The organism is Paenibacillus sp. FSL R7-0313 (assembly GCF_037969885.1).
In the GTDB taxonomy this organism is placed as follows: Bacteria; Bacillota; Bacilli; order Paenibacillales; family Paenibacillaceae; genus Paenibacillus.
The window spans coordinates 2,836,317-2,855,702 of sequence record NZ_CP150219.1 but is presented as its reverse complement, the minus strand read 5'-3'; the positions used below and the strand labels follow the sequence as shown (position 1 = coordinate 2,855,702).

General features: G+C 48.7%; 17 protein-coding genes. 3 read left to right on the top strand and 14 right to left on the bottom strand.

Annotated features, from left to right (window positions below):
- Nucleotides 1–105: 105 nt before the first annotated feature.
- A complete protein-coding gene (locus NSQ38_RS12490) occupies nt 106–417 on the bottom strand; it encodes a DUF3817 domain-containing protein (RefSeq protein ID WP_237176989.1) in 312 nt (103 codons plus the stop codon).
- Between the two features lie 216 nt (nt 418–633).
- On the opposite strand from NSQ38_RS12490, the gene NSQ38_RS12485 reads away from it, so the two are divergent.
- The gene (locus NSQ38_RS12485; protein WP_339789541.1) at nt 634–1,737 is read left to right on the top strand and encodes a glycosyltransferase family 4 protein; all 1,104 of its coding nucleotides are present in this window, start codon (nt 634–636) and stop codon (nt 1,735–1,737) included.
- A 21-nt stretch (nt 1,738–1,758) separates the two neighbouring features.
- Here the strand turns inward: NSQ38_RS12485 and NSQ38_RS12480 are convergent, their stop codons facing one another.
- From NSQ38_RS12480 to NSQ38_RS12430, 11 genes are all read right to left on the bottom strand, one after another.
- Nucleotides 1,759–2,121 (bottom strand): HIRAN domain-containing protein, encoded by a 363-nt coding sequence (locus NSQ38_RS12480; RefSeq protein ID WP_237176987.1) that lies wholly within the window; start codon nt 2,119–2,121, stop codon nt 1,759–1,761.
- Nucleotides 2,122–2,161: 40 nt separating this feature from the next.
- Nucleotides 2,162–3,139 (bottom strand): WYL domain-containing protein, encoded by a 978-nt coding sequence (locus NSQ38_RS12475; RefSeq protein ID WP_338588287.1) that lies wholly within the window; start codon nt 3,137–3,139, stop codon nt 2,162–2,164.
- A gap of 275 nt (nt 3,140–3,414) precedes the next feature.
- Nucleotides 3,415–3,984 (bottom strand): hypothetical protein, encoded by a 570-nt coding sequence (locus NSQ38_RS12470; protein ID WP_338588288.1) that lies wholly within the window; start codon nt 3,982–3,984, stop codon nt 3,415–3,417.
- A gap of 105 nt (nt 3,985–4,089) precedes the next feature.
- Nucleotides 4,090–4,221: a hypothetical protein gene (locus tag NSQ38_RS12465; RefSeq protein ID WP_339789538.1), complete on the bottom strand. Its 132-nt coding sequence runs from the start codon at nt 4,219–4,221 to the stop codon at nt 4,090–4,092.
- Between the two features lie 30 nt (nt 4,222–4,251).
- Complete coding sequence (locus NSQ38_RS12460; protein ID WP_339789535.1) at nt 4,252–5,730, bottom strand: M20 family metallopeptidase; 1,479 nt, start codon at nt 5,728–5,730, stop codon at nt 4,252–4,254.
- Nucleotides 5,731–5,825: 95 nt separating this feature from the next.
- Nucleotides 5,826–6,809, bottom strand: coding sequence for an oligopeptide/dipeptide ABC transporter ATP-binding protein (locus tag NSQ38_RS12455; RefSeq protein WP_339789532.1), 984 nt, complete (start codon nt 6,807–6,809; stop codon nt 5,826–5,828).
- Between the two features lie 39 nt (nt 6,810–6,848).
- Nucleotides 6,849–8,498 (bottom strand): ABC transporter substrate-binding protein, encoded by a 1,650-nt coding sequence (locus NSQ38_RS12450; RefSeq protein WP_339789529.1) that lies wholly within the window; start codon nt 8,496–8,498, stop codon nt 6,849–6,851.
- 58 nt (nt 8,499–8,556) lie between these two features.
- Complete coding sequence (gene opp4C, locus NSQ38_RS12445) at nt 8,557–9,456, bottom strand: oligopeptide ABC transporter permease (protein WP_339789526.1); 900 nt, start codon at nt 9,454–9,456, stop codon at nt 8,557–8,559.
- Nucleotides 9,457–9,506: 50 nt separating this feature from the next.
- Nucleotides 9,507–10,457 (bottom strand): ABC transporter permease, encoded by a 951-nt coding sequence (locus NSQ38_RS12440; protein ID WP_339789523.1) that lies wholly within the window; start codon nt 10,455–10,457, stop codon nt 9,507–9,509.
- Between the two features lie 22 nt (nt 10,458–10,479).
- On the bottom strand, nt 10,480–11,478 hold the full coding sequence (locus NSQ38_RS12435; RefSeq protein WP_339789520.1) for an ABC transporter ATP-binding protein: 999 nt from the start codon (nt 11,476–11,478) through the stop codon (nt 10,480–10,482).
- Nucleotides 11,475–12,479, bottom strand: coding sequence for an ABC transporter ATP-binding protein (locus tag NSQ38_RS12430; protein ID WP_339790503.1), 1,005 nt, complete (start codon nt 12,477–12,479; stop codon nt 11,475–11,477). The genes NSQ38_RS12435 and NSQ38_RS12430 overlap by 4 nt, the downstream gene beginning before the upstream one ends.
- A 379-nt stretch (nt 12,480–12,858) precedes the next feature.
- Between NSQ38_RS12430 and NSQ38_RS12425 the strand changes: the two genes are divergently transcribed.
- Nucleotides 12,859–13,599 carry a response regulator gene (locus NSQ38_RS12425; RefSeq protein ID WP_339789517.1) on the top strand — a complete coding sequence of 247 codons (741 nt, stop codon included), beginning with the start codon at nt 12,859–12,861 and terminating at the stop codon, nt 13,597–13,599.
- Nucleotides 13,600–13,602: 3 nt separating this feature from the next.
- Nucleotides 13,603–15,375, top strand: a complete 1,773-nt coding sequence (locus NSQ38_RS12420; RefSeq protein WP_339789514.1) for a histidine kinase — start codon at nt 13,603–13,605, stop codon at nt 15,373–15,375.
- Nucleotides 15,376–15,517: 142 nt separating this feature from the next.
- Here the strand turns inward: NSQ38_RS12420 and NSQ38_RS12415 are convergent, their stop codons facing one another.
- Nucleotides 15,518–16,147, bottom strand: coding sequence for a 50S ribosomal protein L25 (locus NSQ38_RS12415; RefSeq protein WP_076212356.1), 630 nt, complete (start codon nt 16,145–16,147; stop codon nt 15,518–15,520).
- Nucleotides 16,148–16,427: 280 nt separating this feature from the next.
- The gene (gene pulA / locus NSQ38_RS12410) at nt 16,428–19,304 is read right to left on the bottom strand and encodes a type I pullulanase (protein WP_339789510.1); all 2,877 of its coding nucleotides are present in this window, start codon (nt 19,302–19,304) and stop codon (nt 16,428–16,430) included.
- Nucleotides 19,305–19,386 lie beyond the last annotated feature (82 nt).

The following is a 19,386-nucleotide window of genomic DNA, read 5'->3' as shown; positions in this document are numbered from 1 at the left end:
GACGACTTTACTGTAAAAGCTACTCCCCTTTAACAGGAATATGTAGTTTTAGTTGGAACGGGTTGTTTAACCTGTACTCATCATATTTCATAACGTTAAATAAAGTCAAGCTTTATTTAGTTGACGATACAGCTTACGGAATACGACAACATCGTAGATCATATTCCCCAGTGGAATGAAAGAAACAAAGAACAGAGCAATTGGACGGCGCAGACGCCACTTCTGTGAGGTGTACATACTCACCATGAATAACAAATACATTAAAAACAAAAAACCGTACAGATTTCCAAACCATGTGACAGCCTGCGGCATAATCCCTGCATCTCTCAACGGAAAAGCAACAAACAGTAGCAACACGTACGAAATGCCCTGCAACCACAACATCAGCCGGAAACGCCCCAGCGTAGAATGTAACATTATTTTCCTCCTGCTTTTATACATGTAACGAATTCAATTGTTCCCGTACAGTATATCACAAAAGTTGTCTATCTCCGCTTCATTCCATGCAACAGATTATTCCTGCATGCTTATATGGGTGGTTCATCTACCATTTCGCAGGAGCCAAATGCTTTAGCTTCTCATAAGATATATGACGAAGATTGTTACAGATGTCGGACAAGGAGGAGCCTGATCATGAAAATAGCTATGGTTGCACCCGAGAAATTGCCTTTGCCTGGTAATGGTTCTGTGGAAATCTGTATCCTGGGCATCGCTCGTGAACTAGCCCATCGCCATCAGGTGACCATTATAAGTCGTCAAATGGAAGGCCTCGCCGCCACGGAACAGATCGACGGGATCACCATTCAACGTGTCCCTGCGTCGAGTCCTGTCATGTACACCAAAGCAGTCATACGTTTGTTATCCAAACAACCCTTTGATGTAATTCAAGTGGATAACAGGCCACGCAGTATGGCGACCATCAAACGAGCTTTTCCACGCACACCTGTTGTACTCTATCTTCACTCGTTAACGTTTGCCCAGCCCGGACCTTCCAAACTCACATTAATGAAAAAAGCCGATTGGATTGCCGTCAATAGTCAATCCCTGAGACAAAGGTTAGGCCGCAGATTTCCGTTGGTAAAACATCGGATGAGTGTTGTCCCATTGGGTGCAGATCTAAGCCGCTTCAGGCCTGTTGAATCCAGCGAAGAACAGATTCATCTGCGTACAAAATTTGGAGTAACTAAACCATTCTCCATTCTGTATGTCGGCAGGCTTATTCCTGGAAAAGGTGTAGATGTATTAATTCGTGCAACTGCCCTCCTTCAGCAACAGATGCCTGTTCAACTGGTTGTTGCAGGCAAAGGACCTCCGTATTACATGCGTAAACTTCGCGAACTTGCCCAAAAACAAAAAGTCCATGTTTCCTTCCGTGGTCAGATAAACCATGAACATATCGATCAGTTGTACCGGGCAGTCGATTGTCTGGTCTGTCCGTCTCAAGAACATGAAGCTTTTGGCCTGGTAAATGTTGAGGCGATGGCTTCAGGATTACCCGTCATTGCTTCGGATAACGGAGGTATTCGTGAGATTATTGAATCAGGTATCAATGGATACCTTGTCACCGCTTATAAGCGTCCCCAACGTTTCACCTCTTACCTTTACAAACTTGCAAGCAATCCCACTTTTGCCGAGATGTTAGGGAAGTCTGGCCGAGACAGCGCAAGGGCACATTTCAGTTGGGCAAGAACAGCCATGCATCTGGAAGCGACCTATACCAGGCTCATCCGTAAATGAGCCTTTCTTCTGTTACGATGATCAAGCTTTTTCACGAAATTGCCATCCCTTAATCAAAGAATCCATCTGCGGAACAGGAATGTGACTCATCTCAATTAACTCCATAATAACCATATCTCTCATCATGAATCGTACTTTGGCACACGTTAGTTGATGAAATACATCGTAGAATGCCGTCCCGGTCCAACATCCATGAGGTACGACAAGCGGATCATTCACGATATAACCTACAGCTCCAATCGGGGGAATAACAACCTTAATCGCTTGATGATCCAAACGATTATCTGGATCTTTGACGAGATACACGGTATCCCCCACATGTAAAGCCTGTACTCCATGGTAGTGGTCCATCCCATACATAGCTGCGAATAATTTGGTGCTCATATGACCTGCTCCTTTTCCTGTATTTCTCCATAATTAAAATTTATTTTAGCAATGGTACATCGGTTTCATAATGTTCCAACCACTCCACAAGTTGCCTGCGTATCTCTCTACGAAACTCACGAGGTTCAAGTACCTCTGCCTCGGGCCCAAATTGATACAACCATTTCAAAAATTCTCTGCTGCTATTCAGTGTCACTTCAAATAACAATCCCCCATCCGACATATTCGTCATTCGCGGGCGAACAAACATTTCTTCTTCTTTTATGTAGGGGGCCACTTTCTCAGAGAATCTTACCTTGAAATGGATATGTTCGTCGCCACGGTCAATAGACCAGGTGTTCTTCATGTACTGTGTTATGTTAAAATCACCCATGTCGAAACCGGCATTTGTTCGTGTCACATCCAAAAAACGGCTAATTCGAAACAATCGAACTTTTTGCAGCAAATGACAGTATCCAATCAAATAAAAACGTTGATCACGTGGAATGAGATAATAGGGATCGATATCGCGAACTGTGATCTCATTTCTTGTCAGCGTATGATATTGAGTACGAATGGTTTGCTGGCTTAGAATAGCTTCGATGATGGGAATCAGCAGATTAGGGTCTTTTCCTTCCTCACGATAAGCTGGCGTGCCCATCCGAATAATTCCCGCAATATTCTCTACAATGTCACTGTTTCTTGATTTTAATTTGGTATGAGCCGACATAACCTTGTCAAAAGCTGAATCAAACTCAGCAGGTAACTTGGAGGTATCAACTACGGACGGGAGCAAGGAGAAAACCATTGCTTCCTGTTCAGTAAAATCTAATGGATACATTGCAAACTCACCAATAAATCGGTAACCTTTGCCGTATCCTTCATTCATAATCGGGGCGACCCTATCCAAAATCCGGAGATCACGATAAATCGTGCGTACAGTCGTACCGCATTTCAGCGCCAATTCCTTGGCCGAAATTCCAGGATTTGCTTGTATAGCCTGAAGTATACGCAGCAGACGAATTAATTTCTCTGTCATGTAGTTTCTCCCCTTCGATATTTTATCGGCAAGGAAAACTAGTTCCTTTAGTACAGAACTAAATCTTTAGTCCCAATATTATTTTCGCAATTTCACCATTTTTGTATAGTCCAATTGCACTCTTACCCCCCTTTAATATACATTCTCTTACTTGCTTGCGTAAAACATTAACCTAAAAGGCCTTAAACCTAAGCCTGAAAGCCTATACAATTTTCTAAAAATAATACAAAAAAAGCCCTGATCTCTACAAAGAGACAAGACTTTTCTCGGAATTACTAGTTATGCAACTGTAATAATTGATTCATCACATTCGCCATATGCTCACAGAGTTCAGCAATGTCCCCCATCTGGTCTTCATTCACACTGCGGTCAAAATAAACATGAGCCGTGACGTTATACATGATTGGCTGTTCATCAAAGATATATCGGATGTTCTGGCACATCCTCTGCTCAGGCCAGCTCTTCTGTAAGATCGGACGAATAACCGGGCACTGCTTCTCAGGGTCCTTCACAACCGTACTAAACCGTAGTTCCAAGCGGCAACCCGGATTTGCACCAGGCGTCTCCAGGATCTCCGCTGCAAGCTCCTCAAGGGAACTGCTTAATACGACTTCCCCTGTTACTTCCGGGCGATCCCTAAGACAGAATTTTATTGTGAACTCTCTGGACATCACTGCCATCTCCAGCCGATCTTTACGCCCTGTAATCTGAATACGTTCGTCCAGGTTATCCATATCATAGAGATAATTCTCAAACCCGACTTTCAGATTGTCATACACCGTTGGGTCAAACATTGAAATAAACCCACTTTCTTTTCCTTTGACTTCATCTGCACTGGTTCTCATCACTTGATCAAGCCTATGTTCAGGTTTATTGTAGTATATTCTCACTTTCCATGCACTTTTTCCGCAGCGTCCAGTAGCTCCGACCGTTGTTACCCCTCTGGTGGATTATTCGCTCTCTCCAGAGTTGCGTCGGATGGCAGTACGTTTAGCTTCGGTGTAACCAGCGGCTGGCCAGCCGCTGACTTGCTCCTGCGGTGCCCGAAGCTTTATTTTGCTTCGATGGTCTTTCTCTGCCATTGTCATTCTCTATATTCATTTGGATGGGAATTACACATTCATCGTTGTTTGTTCAGTTGCTGCTCCGCCAGTACTTTGAGAAAATGAAAGATTCGGAGGCATCACCTCATCGGGGAACGGACTAACGTATGACTCTCCATCCAGCCTTTCCGTCAGTTCAGCCTTTGCCATCTCGATGAGCACAGGATCGAGCAGCGCTGCAATGGCAGTACACGCCATCGCTTTCCCCGCGAGCAGCATGCCTTTGTGGGCATAGCCGCTTTTGCCCTGCGCAACGGTCTGCCAGGCATGGATTGGCGTCGCGTAAGCCCAGGTCGCCGTGCCGCATTGCGCAGTTGGCACATTCCAACTGACGTCTCCAACGTCCGTCGACGCCGGCATAACGCGCATTGTCTCCATAAGTGGAGCAACGAAGCTCGCAAGAGGGCGAGCCGAAAGCATGTCATGAACCCCCTTGCCATTTTGCCGCGATGCACTCGTCTTATCCTCATCCGGGATCACAGCAAAGATCTCTTGGGCAAAGGCCAATTCATCCTCCGTATAAATGGGAAGCTCCAGCCCACTAAGGAACTCGTGCATTTTGCCTTCCAGGGTCGCATTCGGAATGAGATTGGACGCTCCACCTTCATAGTGATATGACATCTTGGTTCCCGTCATCAGAGCCGCTCCACGAGCAACATCGAGAACCCGTTCGAACAGGTCAGCCACCTGGGAGGACTTCGGCGCCCTAACCAAATAATTCACTTCTGCTTCCGCCTGAACAACATTGGGTGCGAAGCCGCCTGTATTCGTCACGGCATAGTGGATTCGGGCATCCGAAATCATATGCTCACGCAAGTAGTTCACTCCCACGTTCATCAGCTCGACCGCGTCCAGCGCGCTTCGTCCGAGATGGGGCGCGGCTGCAGCGTGGGCACTGCGGCCTGCGAATTTGAAGTGCACATGTAGATTGGCAAGAGAGGACATATGCATGACAACATTCATCGTGGTAGGATGCCAGCAAAAAGCGACGTCGACATCCTGAAACAAGCCTGATCTGGCCATGTAGGCTTTACCGGATCCACTCTCTTCAGCCGGACAGCCATAGTAGCGAACCGTGCCGGAGATTTGATGCTCCTGCAAATAATTCTTGACCGCAAAGGCAGCCGCAAGAGATCCTGCTCCGAGCAAATTATGCCCGCATCCATGTCCATTTGTCCCTGGCACAACAGGATTGAATACCGCTGCCCCCGCTTGCTGGCTAAGACTGGCCAAGGCGTCAAACTCACCAAGAATTGCAATGATCGGGGAACCGTTCCCGAAGCTGCCTATAAAGCCAGTGGCGAGTCCGGCAACACCTCTCTCAACGGAAAACCCTTCACGTTCCAGTTCCTTGCAGAGCAAATCTGCTGACTCAAACTCTTCGAATCGCGTCTCAGCGAAGCCCCAGATCGAGTCACTTACATCAATAAATACATCTCTCTTCCCTTCGATATACGCAGTAACCTCTTCAATGATCTTCTCATTCATCCTAAACACCTCTCTCCTTCATTTTGGCTAATCTTCATTATTCACAGGCAAAGGATGCAACAGATGCAGCAAATACTTTGAGTACCGGCTATCGGTCAATCAAATGCGAAGCAGGCAACGGCATGATCGTGACCCTTGAGCTCCGGCTCAAATTCGCGACAGATTGCTTTGGCGATCGGACAGCGCGTATGGAAACGACAGCCACCTGGCGGGCGAACCGGATTAGGCACATCCCCTTGGATGATAAACCGCTTCTGCGAACGAAGCCTGGGATCTGTTACCGGATTTGCACTAAGCAAGGCGTTCGTATAGGGATGCTTCGGCACCCTGAACAGCTTCTCCCGGCTCGCAATCTCCACGATCTTTCCCAGATACATGACCGCTATTCGATCACTGATATAGCGGACGGCGCCTAGACCGTGTCCGATGAATAGATAAGCGAGCCCCTCCTCCTTCTGGAGCTTTTTCAGGAGATTCAGAATCTGTGCCTGGATAGAGACGTCAAGAGCGGAAACAGGCTCGTCACACACGATCAGCCTGGGGTTTAGGGACAAAGCTCTCGCAATGCCAATACGCTGTCGCTGTCCTCCTGAAAATTCATAAGGATAACGACTTTTGTCTTCTTTCGAAATTCCGACTGTTTCAAGCAGCATATCCACCCGATCCCGAACAGACGAACGGCTCTCGAGTCGGTGCGCTAGCAGAGGCTCTGCCAGAATATCACTGATCCTCATCCGGGGGTTAAGCGAGGAGTATGGGTCTTGGAAAATCACCCCTATGCTCGCCCGGGTTCGGCGAAGTTCCCTCTTGCCGAGTTCTGCCAATTCCCGGCCCGCATAGAGAACCCTTCCTTCATAAGGAGTCTCTAGTTGAAGCAGCGTGCGACCGACACTCGACTTACCACAGCCCGATTCTCCGACAAGACCGAGCGTTTCTCCTTCGCGAATCGAGAAGCTGACACCATCGACCGCCTTGATGTATTCTGTGACCTGAGAGAAAATGCCCTGCCGGATCGGATAATACGTCTTGAGACTTTCAACGCTCAGCAAAGGTGGTCTCTCCTTTTTCAAACCTGGCATCTACAGCTCCTCCCTGAACCGAAGCTAGTCGTTATTCGATCATGGGTTGAACGTCCACTTGGCGACATTGTTTGTCAGGCCGACTGTACTGGTCTCAAGGCCTTTGCCAAGGTCTAGATTTTTGGCCGCAGCATACATTTGCTTGTCAGCGAACAGAGCGATAACCGGAACATCGTCGTGCAGGATTTGCTGAACCTGCTTATAAATCTCGAAACGCTTGGATGGCTCCAGCTCCTCCGCTCCTTGGACCAGCAGCTCGTCGACTTCGGTGCTCGAATAGTCTGCGATATTGAAGCTGACTCCTGTCTTGAACAGCCCTAGCACGGAGTTCGGATCGAGAATGAATCCGAGATTAATTATCGTCAAGTCGTAATCGTGCTTAAGTGCTCTTTGATAGGTTGTCGGAAAATCAAGCTTTGTCACTTGTACCTTCAGACCGACTGCTTTTAGATTCTCCGCAATGATGTCAGAAGCTTGTTCACGGATCTTGTTACCTGTCGGAACGACGAATTCAATCGTCTGATTGAAGTCCCAGCCCGCTTCCTCCAACAGTGCTTTCGCTTTCTCCGGATCGTAGCCATACAGTGGTATTTCCTTATTGTAGTAAGGGTGGTTTTGGCCGAGCATGCCATCCACGAGTTCCCCTTGTCCTTTGAGCAATTGATCTACAATAAGCTGGCGGTTCATGGCATAAGCAATTGCTTGCCGCACTTTTGAATCCGGGAACTTCTTCGAATTGATGAACATAATGTTCGGATTGTTCGCATCGCCGTAGCCCGTAGTCACATTCGCCATATTGGCTACCTTGTAAAAATCCTGCACCGGAATAAGACCTACACCCGGAGAAGTCAACTGTATGTCCCCTGTCTGGAGCTGCGCTGCCAGATTTGTCGCCGGCATCATCTTGATGTAAATATTCTTGATATTTGGCGCACCTTCGTAATATTGCTCGTTCGCGGTCAGCTGAACGTACTGGTCCTTGGCGAATTTGACGAACTTGTAGGCCCCGTTGGTGACCGTAGGATTCATCATAAATTCATTCTTGTTCAGGTCCACCGGGGCTACATCTTTCAACATATGCTCTGGCAAAAAGCGGAAGTACGTGCCGAATTGACTCTTGAATTGATTCGTCTCCATCGGGTTTTTCGTTTTGATAACAAAAGTGTAATCATCAACCTTCTCATAAAATCCCAGCTCCGTCTGCCCCTCCTCTCTCTTACCGGCTTCGTTCAGTCCAGTGACAAACGTCATGTTGAGGAGTGTCTTCACGTTAACGTCCGTGAACATCCGGAATGTGAACTCAACGTCGTCCGCCGTGAACGATTCCCCGTCACTCCACTTAGCATTCTTGTTCAGCTTGATGGTGAAGTTCCGGTTGTCCGTCGTTTCGATTGATTCAGCAAGTTTCGGATCGAATCCATATTCGCTGTTCATCGCAACAAGCGTATCGCTCATCAACGAGTTAACGAAAACACCTGCATTGTCCAGATTGAAGACATCGAATGTTGTCACCGGATTCACAAGACCGATATAAAGAGGCTGACCGGAGCCTCCGGAAGCAGAAGCGCTCTCGCCATCCGATCCCGGAGACGTTGTTTTATTGCTGCCAGAATTCGAACCGCAGGCCGCGACCAATACCATTAATAATGTCAGTACTCCGCAAATCCAAACTTTACGCACCCTTTTCATCTGATCTCCTCCACCTGATTATCTTTTTGAATGCCATATTTGAGAGCTGCATTGTGGTTTATTGTTTAGGGTCGAGTGCGTCGCGCAGCCCGTCACCTACGAAGTTGATGGCGAGCACCGTCACCAGAATCATGATTCCGGGAGGCAGCCAAAGCCAGGGCTGGTCGGTCATGACGCTAATGGATTGAGCGTCCGTCAGCATATTGCCCCAACTGGCGGTCGGCGGCTGTACGCCCATGCCTAGGAAACTCAGCCCTGACTCCGCCATGATTGCCGCCGCAACACCAAAGGTCGCATTTACGATGATCGGTGCCAGCGCGTTCGGCAGGATGTGACGGAAGACAATGCGCGGCGTGCTGAGCCCCAGAGCGACTCCGGCTTTAATGTAATCCATTTGCTTGAGCGTCAATACACTCCCCCGGACAAGTCGGGCGATGGACGGCCAGGAAAACAGAGCAAGAACAAGTACGAGCGTCCAAAGCGTTGGTCCAAGCACACTGACGACAACGAGAATAACCATCATGTAGGGGAATGCCATAAACATATCGGTAATTCTCATGACCATCATGTCGACCCAGCCACCAACATAAGCAGACCAAAGACCGATGATCGTTCCGAACGCCACATACAGAGCGACCGTTCCGAACCCAACCGTGACAGCGACTCTCGTCGCGTATAGCAGACGAGACAGCACGTCCCTTCCCACCTGGTCAGTTCCAAGCCAATGGGAAGATGAAGGCGCGGCAGAAAATTCGGCGGTTACCGCATAAGGGCTATGCGGGGAGAGCCACGGGGCAAAGATGGCGATGAGGATAAGCAGCAAGGTAACGACAAGACCGGCGACGGCCAGCCGATGTTTCAGGAAACGCCGGGCCATTTGCCGGAAGACACCCTCGGGCTCTTCTTGTTGAATGGGAAGAATGACTCCTCCGGCGACTGGGGTATGTACAGCAGACATCGAGTCCGCCTCCTCTCATTCGTGTTCGTTTCACAGTAATAAGCCTTAATTTAATGATATTGGATGCGAGGATCGGCTACCGAGTAGAAAATATCCGTGAGCAGATTGGCGGCCAGCACAATGATGGCAGCGACCAGATTAAGGCCCATGATGGTGGAATAGTCGCGGGACATGATCGATTGGATGGTCAACTGACCGATGCCCGGCCATTGAAACAACTGCTCAACAATGACGGCTCCCCCGAAGAGCATCGGGATTTCCATTCCGACGACGGTAATGATCGGAATCAGAGCGTTGCGTAGCGCATGCTTGTTGGTAACATAAAACTCTTTGAGCCCCTTGGCTCGCGCTGTTCGCAGGTAATCCTGCTTCAGTACATCCAGCATGCTGGCCCGAATATAACGCACTTTGCGTCCCGCAATACCGACGGCCAGTGCTATGGAAGGAAGCACTAAATGACTGATTCGGTCGCCTAACCCTCCTCCTCCACCAAGATCCTCCGTTCCGCCGACGGGAAGCCAGCCCAGTTGAACAGCGAAAATATAAATGCACACGAGACCAAGGAAAAACTGGGGAATCGAGGTTCCGACAAACGATAGTCCAGTCATGAGGTAGTCAAATTTCGAGTTTTGCCGGACAGCGCTCATAATACCGATCGGCAGCGCGATCAAAAGGCCAATAAACAGAGCACAGATGCCGAGCAGCACCGTCTGCCCCAGACGCTCACCGATGAGCGAAATAACGGATTCGCTTGTGCTGAAAGAGTATCCGAGATTGCCGGACAGCAGTTGCCCTAGCCATTTGAAATATTGAATGATGATCGGATCGTTCAATCCAAGCTGCTCCTTACGCAACTCAAGCAGCTCCGGAGGTGTGTCCGGTGTCATGTACATGTCGATCGGGTTACCCGGCGCAAGGTTGATGATGACAAAGTTGATAATCGTAATGCCAAACAAGACGGGAATCGCAATCAAAATGCGGCGAATGACGTAAGTAAACATGCTCTCTCTCCTCTCTTGCGATTTATCCTGTAGTCAATGGATAATGACAAGCCGCTGCGTGTTCTCCTCCTTGCAGAAGAGGCTCCTCCTCCTTGCACTTTGCTTGAACGAACGGACAACGGGTATGAAACCGGCAGCCTGACGGCGGACTAGCGGGACTTGGCACATCTCCCTGAAGAACGATTCGCTCCTGTCCACGCTTGCGGGGATCCGGTACCGGATAAGCATTGAGCAAAGCTTGGGTATACGGATGGCGCGGACTCGCAAAGATCCGTTCCTTCGTTCCGATCTCAACCACCTTACCAAGGTACATAACAGCGATGCGGGTACTGATGTACTTAACCGCCCCTAGACCATGAGCGATGAACAAATAGGTGAGTCCGAGCTCCCGCTGCAGCTCCTTCAACAGGTTCAAGATCTGTGCCTGAATGGAGACGTCGAGCGCGGATACTGGCTCATCGCACACAATGAGTTTCGGGTTCATGGAGAGTGCGCGGGCGATGCCGATGCGTTGCCGCTGGCCGCCTGAGAATTCATGAGGGAATCTCTGCTTGTAGCTGCGGGGAATGCCAACCGTATCCAGAAGGGTATCTATTCTTGCCTCTAGCTCTGCTCCACTGGCCAAGCCATGCACCCGCATTGGCTCGGCCAGCAGCTCCTGCACCCGCATCCGGGGATTAAGAGAGGAGTAGGGGTCCTGAAAAATCATCTGCATTTTCGTTCGTTCCTCGCGGAGGTCCGACATTTTGCTTGTCGTAATTTCTTGCCCTTCGAACCAGATTCGGCCGGCCGTTGGATTCTCGAGTCGAATGATGCTCCGGCCGATGGTCGACTTGCCACAGCCCGACTCACCAACAAGTCCTAGCGTCTCTCCTTGGTACAGCTCCAGCGAAATGTCGTCCACTGCTTTGACATTCCCGACTGTGCGGGATAACAATCCTCGTTTGATGGGGTAGTACGTCTTTAAGCCTTCGATTTTAAGCAGAGGTTCTTGGGCCACTCTGCGTTCCGCAAGCGTCATATGACCCCCTCCTCTCGCATCTTCCAGGCACCGGGATCCTGTGACATCCAGCAGCGCACTTGATGTCCCTCCTGAACCGGAAGCAGCTTCGGCGCTTCGGAAAGACATTTCCCTGCGGCAAACTCGCAGCGAGTATGGAATCGGCAGCCCTTCGGCATGTTGGTAAGTGGAGGCACCGCGCCCGGGATGGAGGTCAGCATCTCATCGGCATCAGTTTCAATGTGGGGAATGGATCTCATCAATCCTTGCGTGTAAGGATGAAGCGGCTTCTCAAACAGGGTAAACACGTCCGTTTCCTCGACCACCTGACCGGCGTACATGACCACAACCTTGTCCGCCATCTCCGCAACAACGCCGAGATCATGGGTGATGAGCATGATCGAGGCACCCATCTCTTCGCGGAGCTCCTTCATCAGATTCAGAATCTGTGCCTGAATCGTCACGTCCAGTGCGGTCGTAGGCTCATCGGCGATGAGTAGCTTCGGCTTACAGGAAAGTGCCATTGCGATCATCACCCGCTGTCTCATTCCCCCGGATAGAGAGTGTGGGTAGCTCTTCATAATCGCTTCAGGACGGGGAATGCCGACCTTTTCAAGCATTTCGACTGCGTATCTTTCAGCAGCCTTGCCTCTCAATTCGGTATGTAGCCGGATGGCTTCCGTCAATTGATTTCCAATAGTGAACACCGGATTGAGTGAGGTCATCGGTTCCTGAAAGATCATCGCAATATCTCCGCCGCGAATCAGGCGCAACTCGGCCTCAGGCAGCTTCGCGAGATCCTTGTCCATGAACCGTATTTCCCCCTCCCTGATGCTGCCGTTCTTGCCGAGCAGCCTCATGATCGAGAGAGAAGTGACACTCTTACCGCAGCCCGATTCGCCGACGATACCGATGGTTTCCCCCTTCTCCAGCTTAAGGCTGACCCGGTCCACCGAAGTGACTTCCCCTTTTTCCGTTTTGAAAACGGTCCTTACGTCCTTAAGCTCTAGTAGCATGCGCAGCCCCTCCTTTGCCTCAATATTTGGTATGCCGATAAGCAGTTTTATGTTATGTTTGTTAACATTTAAAAGAACATCCTAAAACCCTATTATGAAGGCACCTGTGAAATCCCACACTTTTTTCTCTTTTTTCTTGGGGAAAACTACATATTTTTCATAGGCCACTTATGCTATATTTCAAATATAAGATTCATTTTCTTGCGAACGCCCCCTAACATTTCAATCATGTCTCTCTTCTTGTAACTTTATTTAACGTCAATATGACGATTAATTAAAGACACTTTACATTAGCTTTTGGAATCATTTCTTGGCATCCATGCCTCCGTAAGACCAGAAAGGTATCAAATTTTAAGAATTAATAAAAAAGAAGGGAGTGTGGGCCGTGTACAATCTTCTAATCACCGATGACGAGAGCGAAATTCGCAACGGTCTAAGTAACTATTTCCCATGGCATGAATTCGGTTATCAAGTTGTCGGGCAAGCGTGCGACGGTGAGGCTGCACTCGCCTTTATCCAGGAGCAGCCTGTGGATGTGCTTCTCTGTGACATCCGCATGCCCTCCTTGTCGGGCATTGATGTAGCAGAACGGCTATACCGACAAGGCTCGGAGGTCAAGGTTGTTCTTCTAAGTGGCTTCAAGGAATTCGAATACGCGCAGTTGGCCGTACAGTATGGAGTCAAGAGATATTTGACAAAACCTACTAAATACACGGAAATCGCCGAAGTGTTCGGACATCTCCGAAGCGAAATGGACAATGCAAAAATGCCTGCCCCTCCCCTCTCTGCATCAACCGCAGAGAGCGGCCTGGCGGACCAGACCATCGAGAAGGTTAAGATTTACTTGCAGGATAACTTGTCCGCCGCCACCCTGGAGAACGCCGCAAAGCATGTTTTTCTTAACCCCTTCTATTTAAGCAAATACTTCAAGACCAAGACCGGTGAGAACTTCTCGGATTATGTGACGAAGCTTCGCATGCAACATGCGGCCGTACTTCTGAAGACTACCTACTGCAAGACGTACGAGATCAGCGAAATCGTCGGGTACAGTAACGCAAAGAATTTCACGCGAATGTTCCGGAGCTTTTTCGGCATGACTCCCAGAGAATATCGGAACGAGGAATAACTTATGATCACGACCACCGTCCGCTTTTTCATCAAGAACCTGTTGACCTTCCTTTTGCCCATGCTGATCCCTCTCCTCGTTCTCGGTGCTCTGTCCGCCTTCCTGATTCAGCAGTACGTCGTTCACGGAATTAACAACAACAACATGAACATGCTTAAGCAGACCAAGGAGAACATTGAACTTCTGTTCAATGAACAGAACTCCCTGAACCTGCATATCATCGCCAGCACGACCCAGTTCATGAACCTCAAGGGTATGCTGAACAAGCCCCTGCCATCGGCAGAGGATTACCAACAACTGGCGGTCTTAAAAAATTTTATCGATTCACCCTCCATTGCCAGCCCCTATATTGATTCCATCTATATTTTTCTAAATAACGACAACCAGCGCTACATTTCATCCGTTACCGGAGGCTTCATCGAGCTTGGAGAGGATCCAGACCACTTATGGTACGACAGCTATCTAAAGCATGAGCATCACGAAGCAATCTGGACGGAAAGCCGGGCGGTTCCGCGCTATAATCTGAACGAAGAGATTGAATATGCAGATGTCATTACCATGTACCGCAATTTCAAGGTGTCAGATGACACTCGCGGTGTTATCGTCCTTAATATCAAACGGGAGTATATTGAACGCAGATTGAACGATCTCTCAACAGCAAAAGGGCAGCTGCTCGCCGTTGTAGATCAACAGGGCTCTGTTATATTCCGCAATAACGCCCGGTACGAGCTAAGTCCCGAGGAATTGGAACAGGTCATTTCAAGTAAAAGCAACTTTATTACGACACAAACTCCGAATGACGAGGCCTTGATCAATATGATTTACTCCAAGACCTATGACTGGGTATTCATCTCCGTCACTCCAAAGCAAACCCTGTACACCGCGCTTAATCGCCTGCTTCGCATCGGGGCTGTGCTGATGATCATGGCGTTGCTCGCAGCGCTTCTGCTAGCCTTTCATTTGACGAAGAAGAATTATTTGGACCTTAAGATCATCATGTCCATTCTCGGCGCAGCAGAACAAGGCAAACCGCTCCCTCTACACCGCACAAAGGGTAACAGCGTTCACAGCCATATCATCCGCAGCTTGCTTCAAAATTTTATCGAGCACAACTATATGCGCGTTCAACTTTCAGAGAGCCAGTATAAAACGCAAGCCGCCCAGTTCGCCGCCCTACAATCGCAGCTCAACCCTCATTTTCTCTATAATACGCTGGAGACGATACATTGGAAGGCAGCAGGTTATACCGAAGGGCCAAATGAGCTAACGAGCATCGTGGAGCATTTGTCCGATATTCTGCGGTACTCCCTGGACGGGCAAAATGGACTTGTGCCGCTTAACGTGGAGATCGCCAATACGAAGAGCTACACAGCGATACAGAAAACAAGATATGGGGAGAGATTTTACATTTGGTGGGAGTATGACGCGGAGCTAGAGAAGTACCATGTGCCCAAGCTGATCTTCCAGCCACTGATCGAGAACAGCCTACAGCATGGCTTGAGTCGTTCGGATCAGAAGCTGGCAGTCAAGATCAAGATTCAGCGTTGTGGCAATTCCCTCCGCTTGGCCATCATTGACAACGGCAACGGTATATCGGAGGAGCGAATGGTCGAGCTTCACACGAGGTTGTTTAGTGATTCGACGGATGCAAACCACATCGGCCTTATTAATACACAGAGAAGAATTCAGCTTGCTTACGGTCATAAAAGTGAGCTTCGCATCAAGAGCAAGCCCGGCTGGGGAACGCTAATTGACATTACGCTTCCAATCAGTTAATTCGTGGATTGGTGGCTGGGGTGTTACAATATTTTTCACATGTATTTCACTTCCATATGTTTGTCCTGGAAATATAAAAAGCCCAGTCACTAGGACTGGGCTTCGGCTAAGCATGGGATCTGATGAGATCCCTGAGCTTCGCTTATTCTTCTGTAGCTTTTTCTTCAGCTGCCGGTTCAGCTTCCTCAGCAGAAGCTGTTGGCTCTTCCTCAGCCGCTTGTGGCGGCATGACGGACGCGATGATGGACTCAGGTGATGTTATGAGTGTCAAACCTTTATCCAGCTTGATATCCGCAGCAGTCAAGCGATCGCCAATATCCAATCCGCTCACATCCACCTCAATGGACGTTGGCAGATCCGCAGGCAATCCTTCTACTTCCAATTGTGTTTCTTGTGTCTGGAATACACCGCCAGCTTTTGAGCCAGCCGCTGTACCCTGGAAGTCGATCGATACACTTACGCTGATCGGCTTGTTCTTGGAAATTTGCAGGAAGTCTACATGCAGCAAACGTCCGTTACGCTCTTGCTGATCCTTGATCAGCACCGGAACCGTTTTACCGCCCTCAACATTCAGGTTGAACATTTCGGAGCGGCCTGTGCGTGCCACTTTCAGCATTTCTTTTTCATCTACATGTATTGAAGCACCTTCAAGTCCCGGGCCGTAAACGACTGCGGGAACTCGTCCGCCTTGTCTTAACAGGCGCAGTGCTGCACCTTTCTTTTCCGTTCTTGGCGTTGCTGTAAGTTGAGCCATTTTTCCGTTGGATTTCATGATTGAACATCCTCCTTCAAGGGATCACTACATTATATTTGTTGGAAAGCGCTAAAGCGTCGCTTATAGACCATAATGGTCTTTTTTCCTTTGGCCGAATCGTGGGCCATATCTATATTTACCCCAATGTTAGAGGATCTCAAACACGAAACAGGACAATTCTTTATTTTTTGGCAAGTTATGCGGCTTATAATCAGACCAAAAAAGCAGTTGGAATCTCTTCCAACTGCTGATTTAACAAGGTTTTGACGAACTACGTTCGACGTTATAAATTAAGAAACTATGCGCTATCACGATCCTCTGTTTTTTCACTTTCACGAATGATCTGCATCTCGTCTGATCCGCTACGGACAATAATGTGCACATCCCCATCTTCAGGTACAATGTCCACGTAACGGTCTCCGCACGTATCTTTAGCTTCCCATTCGTTCAATCGAATGATCAATCCCAGGTGATGCAGACCCGGAGCAACGCGGAAGCGGGCTTCGGCGGCATTTCCGACTTGTTCCAGCCGTACTGCTCCGTCCTCCATACCTGTGCCCCATACCCAGACATCCCAACCTTCATAATGTTGGTCTTCCCGTTCGTATCGAAGCGTGACGGTTCGCGAAATCTGTTTATGAATCGTCACGGCAAGCGTTGCCCGGATTCCTCCAGCTTCAGCAATAATATGGGTTACTCCAGGTGTCATCGCACGTACGATCCCTGCTGCACTCACCGCTGCAAGTTCTGGATGAGAAGAGCTCCAGCGTATATTTGAATCCTGAAGCGGCTGACCAAATTGATCCAGAACCAAAGCACGGAAGCGACTGATTCGAGTCATGTACATGACTGGTTCGCCCACAATTTCGATTCGTTCAGCATGACGATAATCCACTTGTAACATACAGCTTGCCGTTATGTCCCCACAGTGGACTGTAATCGAAGTTTCCCCCCGTTCCAGTGCATGGATTGTTCCATCAGGCTGGATCTGAATAATAGCCGGATCAGAAGAAGTCCAGGTAACTGGAGCTTTTTCTACCACATTACCAATGCTGTCCCGTACGATCGCTCGCAGTTGAGTGGTCTCCTGTGGACTATATACCTGGCGAGGAAAACTAATCTCCACTGTTGATGGTTCAGCGCCTCCAGCATGCTCTGTGTCATACAATACCATTAAGGACCATCGTTCTACCTGAACAGTACCACGAACAGTCTCGATCAATTCTGTGCCTGCCTGATGATCATTGACTACAACATGCCAGTCCCCTTCCCCCAGGTCGACATGCTGTTGGTGCTCCGTTCCGTTATAGATGACCATAATCTGATTCCAAGTGTCCTGATTCGCACCATCATGAAGTATGAAGGCAACTACATTGCCATCCCCACGAATGACACGAAGGTGATTTCGTACCTGTTCTGCATCAATCATACGAAAAGCAGGATGTGTTCGCCGCAAATGAATGAGACCACGATAGTAGTCGAACACCGGTCTAAACCGTGATTTGTTGGCCCATGTGATAGCGTTCACCGCATCCCCGCTCCGATAACTGTTATGATCACCGGCTTTGGATCTGAGCATCTCATCCCCTGCATGCAGAAACGGAATTCCCTGAGAAGTAAGCAGAATGCCGGAAGACAGTAACGAGCGACGAACCATCTCATGATCCAAAACATCATCTGCATCCACATACCGATAAGGATCTGCTGCTTTTACAGCGGACTCAGCACTCCCGCCACCCACGGGCTGTCCGTCCTTCCATACGGGAAATCCTAATTCATGTCTAAGGTTCATTGTTGTTGCAATTTTATCCCACAGATTAAGATTGTCATGGGCAGTTACATAATTGACAACTTCCACAGGTGAAGATGTGAAATCATCCAGTGCTCCGGCTAATCCTCTGAGAATCTCATATTCCTGTCCTCCGGCACCCGTGACAAACCCTCTGCCGCTGCCATCACTATCGCCCTTGATTGCACTGCGAAAGTGATCATTAAATACTGCAAACCCCTGACCTCGCTGGGTTCCTTTTAATGTTTTGCGGTCCAAAGGTGAATCTCCACCCATCCAGGGTTCCCCATAGATCAGAAACGCCGGATCGATCTGTTCCTTCAATTCGCGTGTCAATTCATTCATCGTTTCCGTATCAATCAGGGCCATGAGGTCAAATCGAAATCCGTCCACATGATATTCTTCTGCCCAATATCGGAGAGAATCCAAAATATATTTTCGCACCATTGGACGTTCTGTCGCCAATTCATTGCCTACACCAGAACCATTACTGAGGGTGCCATCCTCCCGATAACGGTAATAATAGCCTGGTACAATCCGTTCAAAAGGTCCCTCTTCCACGCTATACGTGTGATTATAGACAACATCAAGAACAACGCGAATGCCTTGTCTGTGCAGCGATTGAACCAGGGATTTGAACTCCCGGATGCGAACTGCCGGATCACGTGGATCTGTCGCATACGAACCTTCGGGAACGTTATAATGCTGGGGATCATACCCCCAGTTGTATGGTGCTCTGACATTTGAACCCACATCTGCTGTAGCGAGTTCATTCACCGTCTGATAATCTGCCACAGGCAGAAGATGTACATGAGTGACTCCCAGTTCGGCAAGATGGTCTACCCCAATGCTATTGCCAGCTCTATCCGTCAGTCCAGATGCCGTGAATGCCAGATATTTTCCCTTATACGGAATATCTGCATGTGGATCCGAGGAGAAATCACGGACATGCAACTCATATAACACAGCATCGACAGGACGCAGAAAAGCAGGTTTGACATCCAGGTCCCAATCAACCGGATTGGTGGTCTCCGGATCTATAATAGCCGTTCGTTGCCCATTAGCCGTTACCGCTCTGGCATAAGGATCAACAACCACTTCAATCCGCTGCTCATCATGGATAATGCGGTACATATAATAATGTCCTGCCCAATCGCCGCTGAGCTTCAGACTCCATATTCCGTCCGCATCGCGCGTCAGAGTATGTTCCTGCCCATTTTCATGATCTTGTACTTTACCAGTATCGTTGTAATGCCCTTCATCGTCAAAAATCAATATATAAACCTGTTGTGCCGTAGGTGCCCACAATTTAAAAGTACTTGCAGCACGAGTATATGTTAAGCCAAGATCGTTGCCTTCGTAACGAAAAGAAGTCCATTCCGGCATCGTTCCCACCGCCTTTATATCCATTGTTTTCGTGTTGTCCCGATGTTACGGAGCGGGACGTGATTTGTCAACCCGGGGTTGT

Coding starts and splice junctions, on each gene's coding strand:
- NSQ38_RS12490 (WP_237176989.1), bottom strand. CDS start 417: ATGTTACATTCTACGCTGGGGCGTTTCCGGCTGATGTTGTGGTTGCAG.
- NSQ38_RS12485 (WP_339789541.1), top strand. CDS start 634: ATGAAAATAGCTATGGTTGCACCCGAGAAATTGCCTTTGCCTGGTAAT.
- NSQ38_RS12480 (WP_237176987.1), bottom strand. CDS start 2,121: ATGAGCACCAAATTATTCGCAGCTATGTATGGGATGGACCACTACCAT.
- NSQ38_RS12475 (WP_338588287.1), bottom strand. CDS start 3,139: ATGACAGAGAAATTAATTCGTCTGCTGCGTATACTTCAGGCTATACAA.
- NSQ38_RS12470 (WP_338588288.1), bottom strand. CDS start 3,984: ATGAGAACCAGTGCAGATGAAGTCAAAGGAAAAGAAAGTGGGTTTATT.
- NSQ38_RS12465 (WP_339789538.1), bottom strand. CDS start 4,221: ATGGCAGAGAAAGACCATCGAAGCAAAATAAAGCTTCGGGCACCGCAG.
- NSQ38_RS12460 (WP_339789535.1), bottom strand. CDS start 5,730: ATGAATGAGAAGATCATTGAAGAGGTTACTGCGTATATCGAAGGGAAG.
- NSQ38_RS12455 (WP_339789532.1), bottom strand. CDS start 6,809: ATGCCAGGTTTGAAAAAGGAGAGACCACCTTTGCTGAGCGTTGAAAGT.
- NSQ38_RS12450 (WP_339789529.1), bottom strand. CDS start 8,498: ATGAAAAGGGTGCGTAAAGTTTGGATTTGCGGAGTACTGACATTATTA.
- opp4C (WP_339789526.1), bottom strand. CDS start 9,456: ATGTCTGCTGTACATACCCCAGTCGCCGGAGGAGTCATTCTTCCCATT.
- NSQ38_RS12440 (WP_339789523.1), bottom strand. CDS start 10,457: ATGTTTACTTACGTCATTCGCCGCATTTTGATTGCGATTCCCGTCTTG.
- NSQ38_RS12435 (WP_339789520.1), bottom strand. CDS start 11,478: ATGACGCTTGCGGAACGCAGAGTGGCCCAAGAACCTCTGCTTAAAATC.
- NSQ38_RS12420 (WP_339789514.1), top strand. CDS start 13,603: ATGATCACGACCACCGTCCGCTTTTTCATCAAGAACCTGTTGACCTTC.
- NSQ38_RS12415 (WP_076212356.1), bottom strand. CDS start 16,147: ATGAAATCCAACGGAAAAATGGCTCAACTTACAGCAACGCCAAGAACG.
- pulA (WP_339789510.1), bottom strand. CDS start 19,304: ATGCCGGAATGGACTTCTTTTCGTTACGAAGGCAACGATCTTGGCTTA.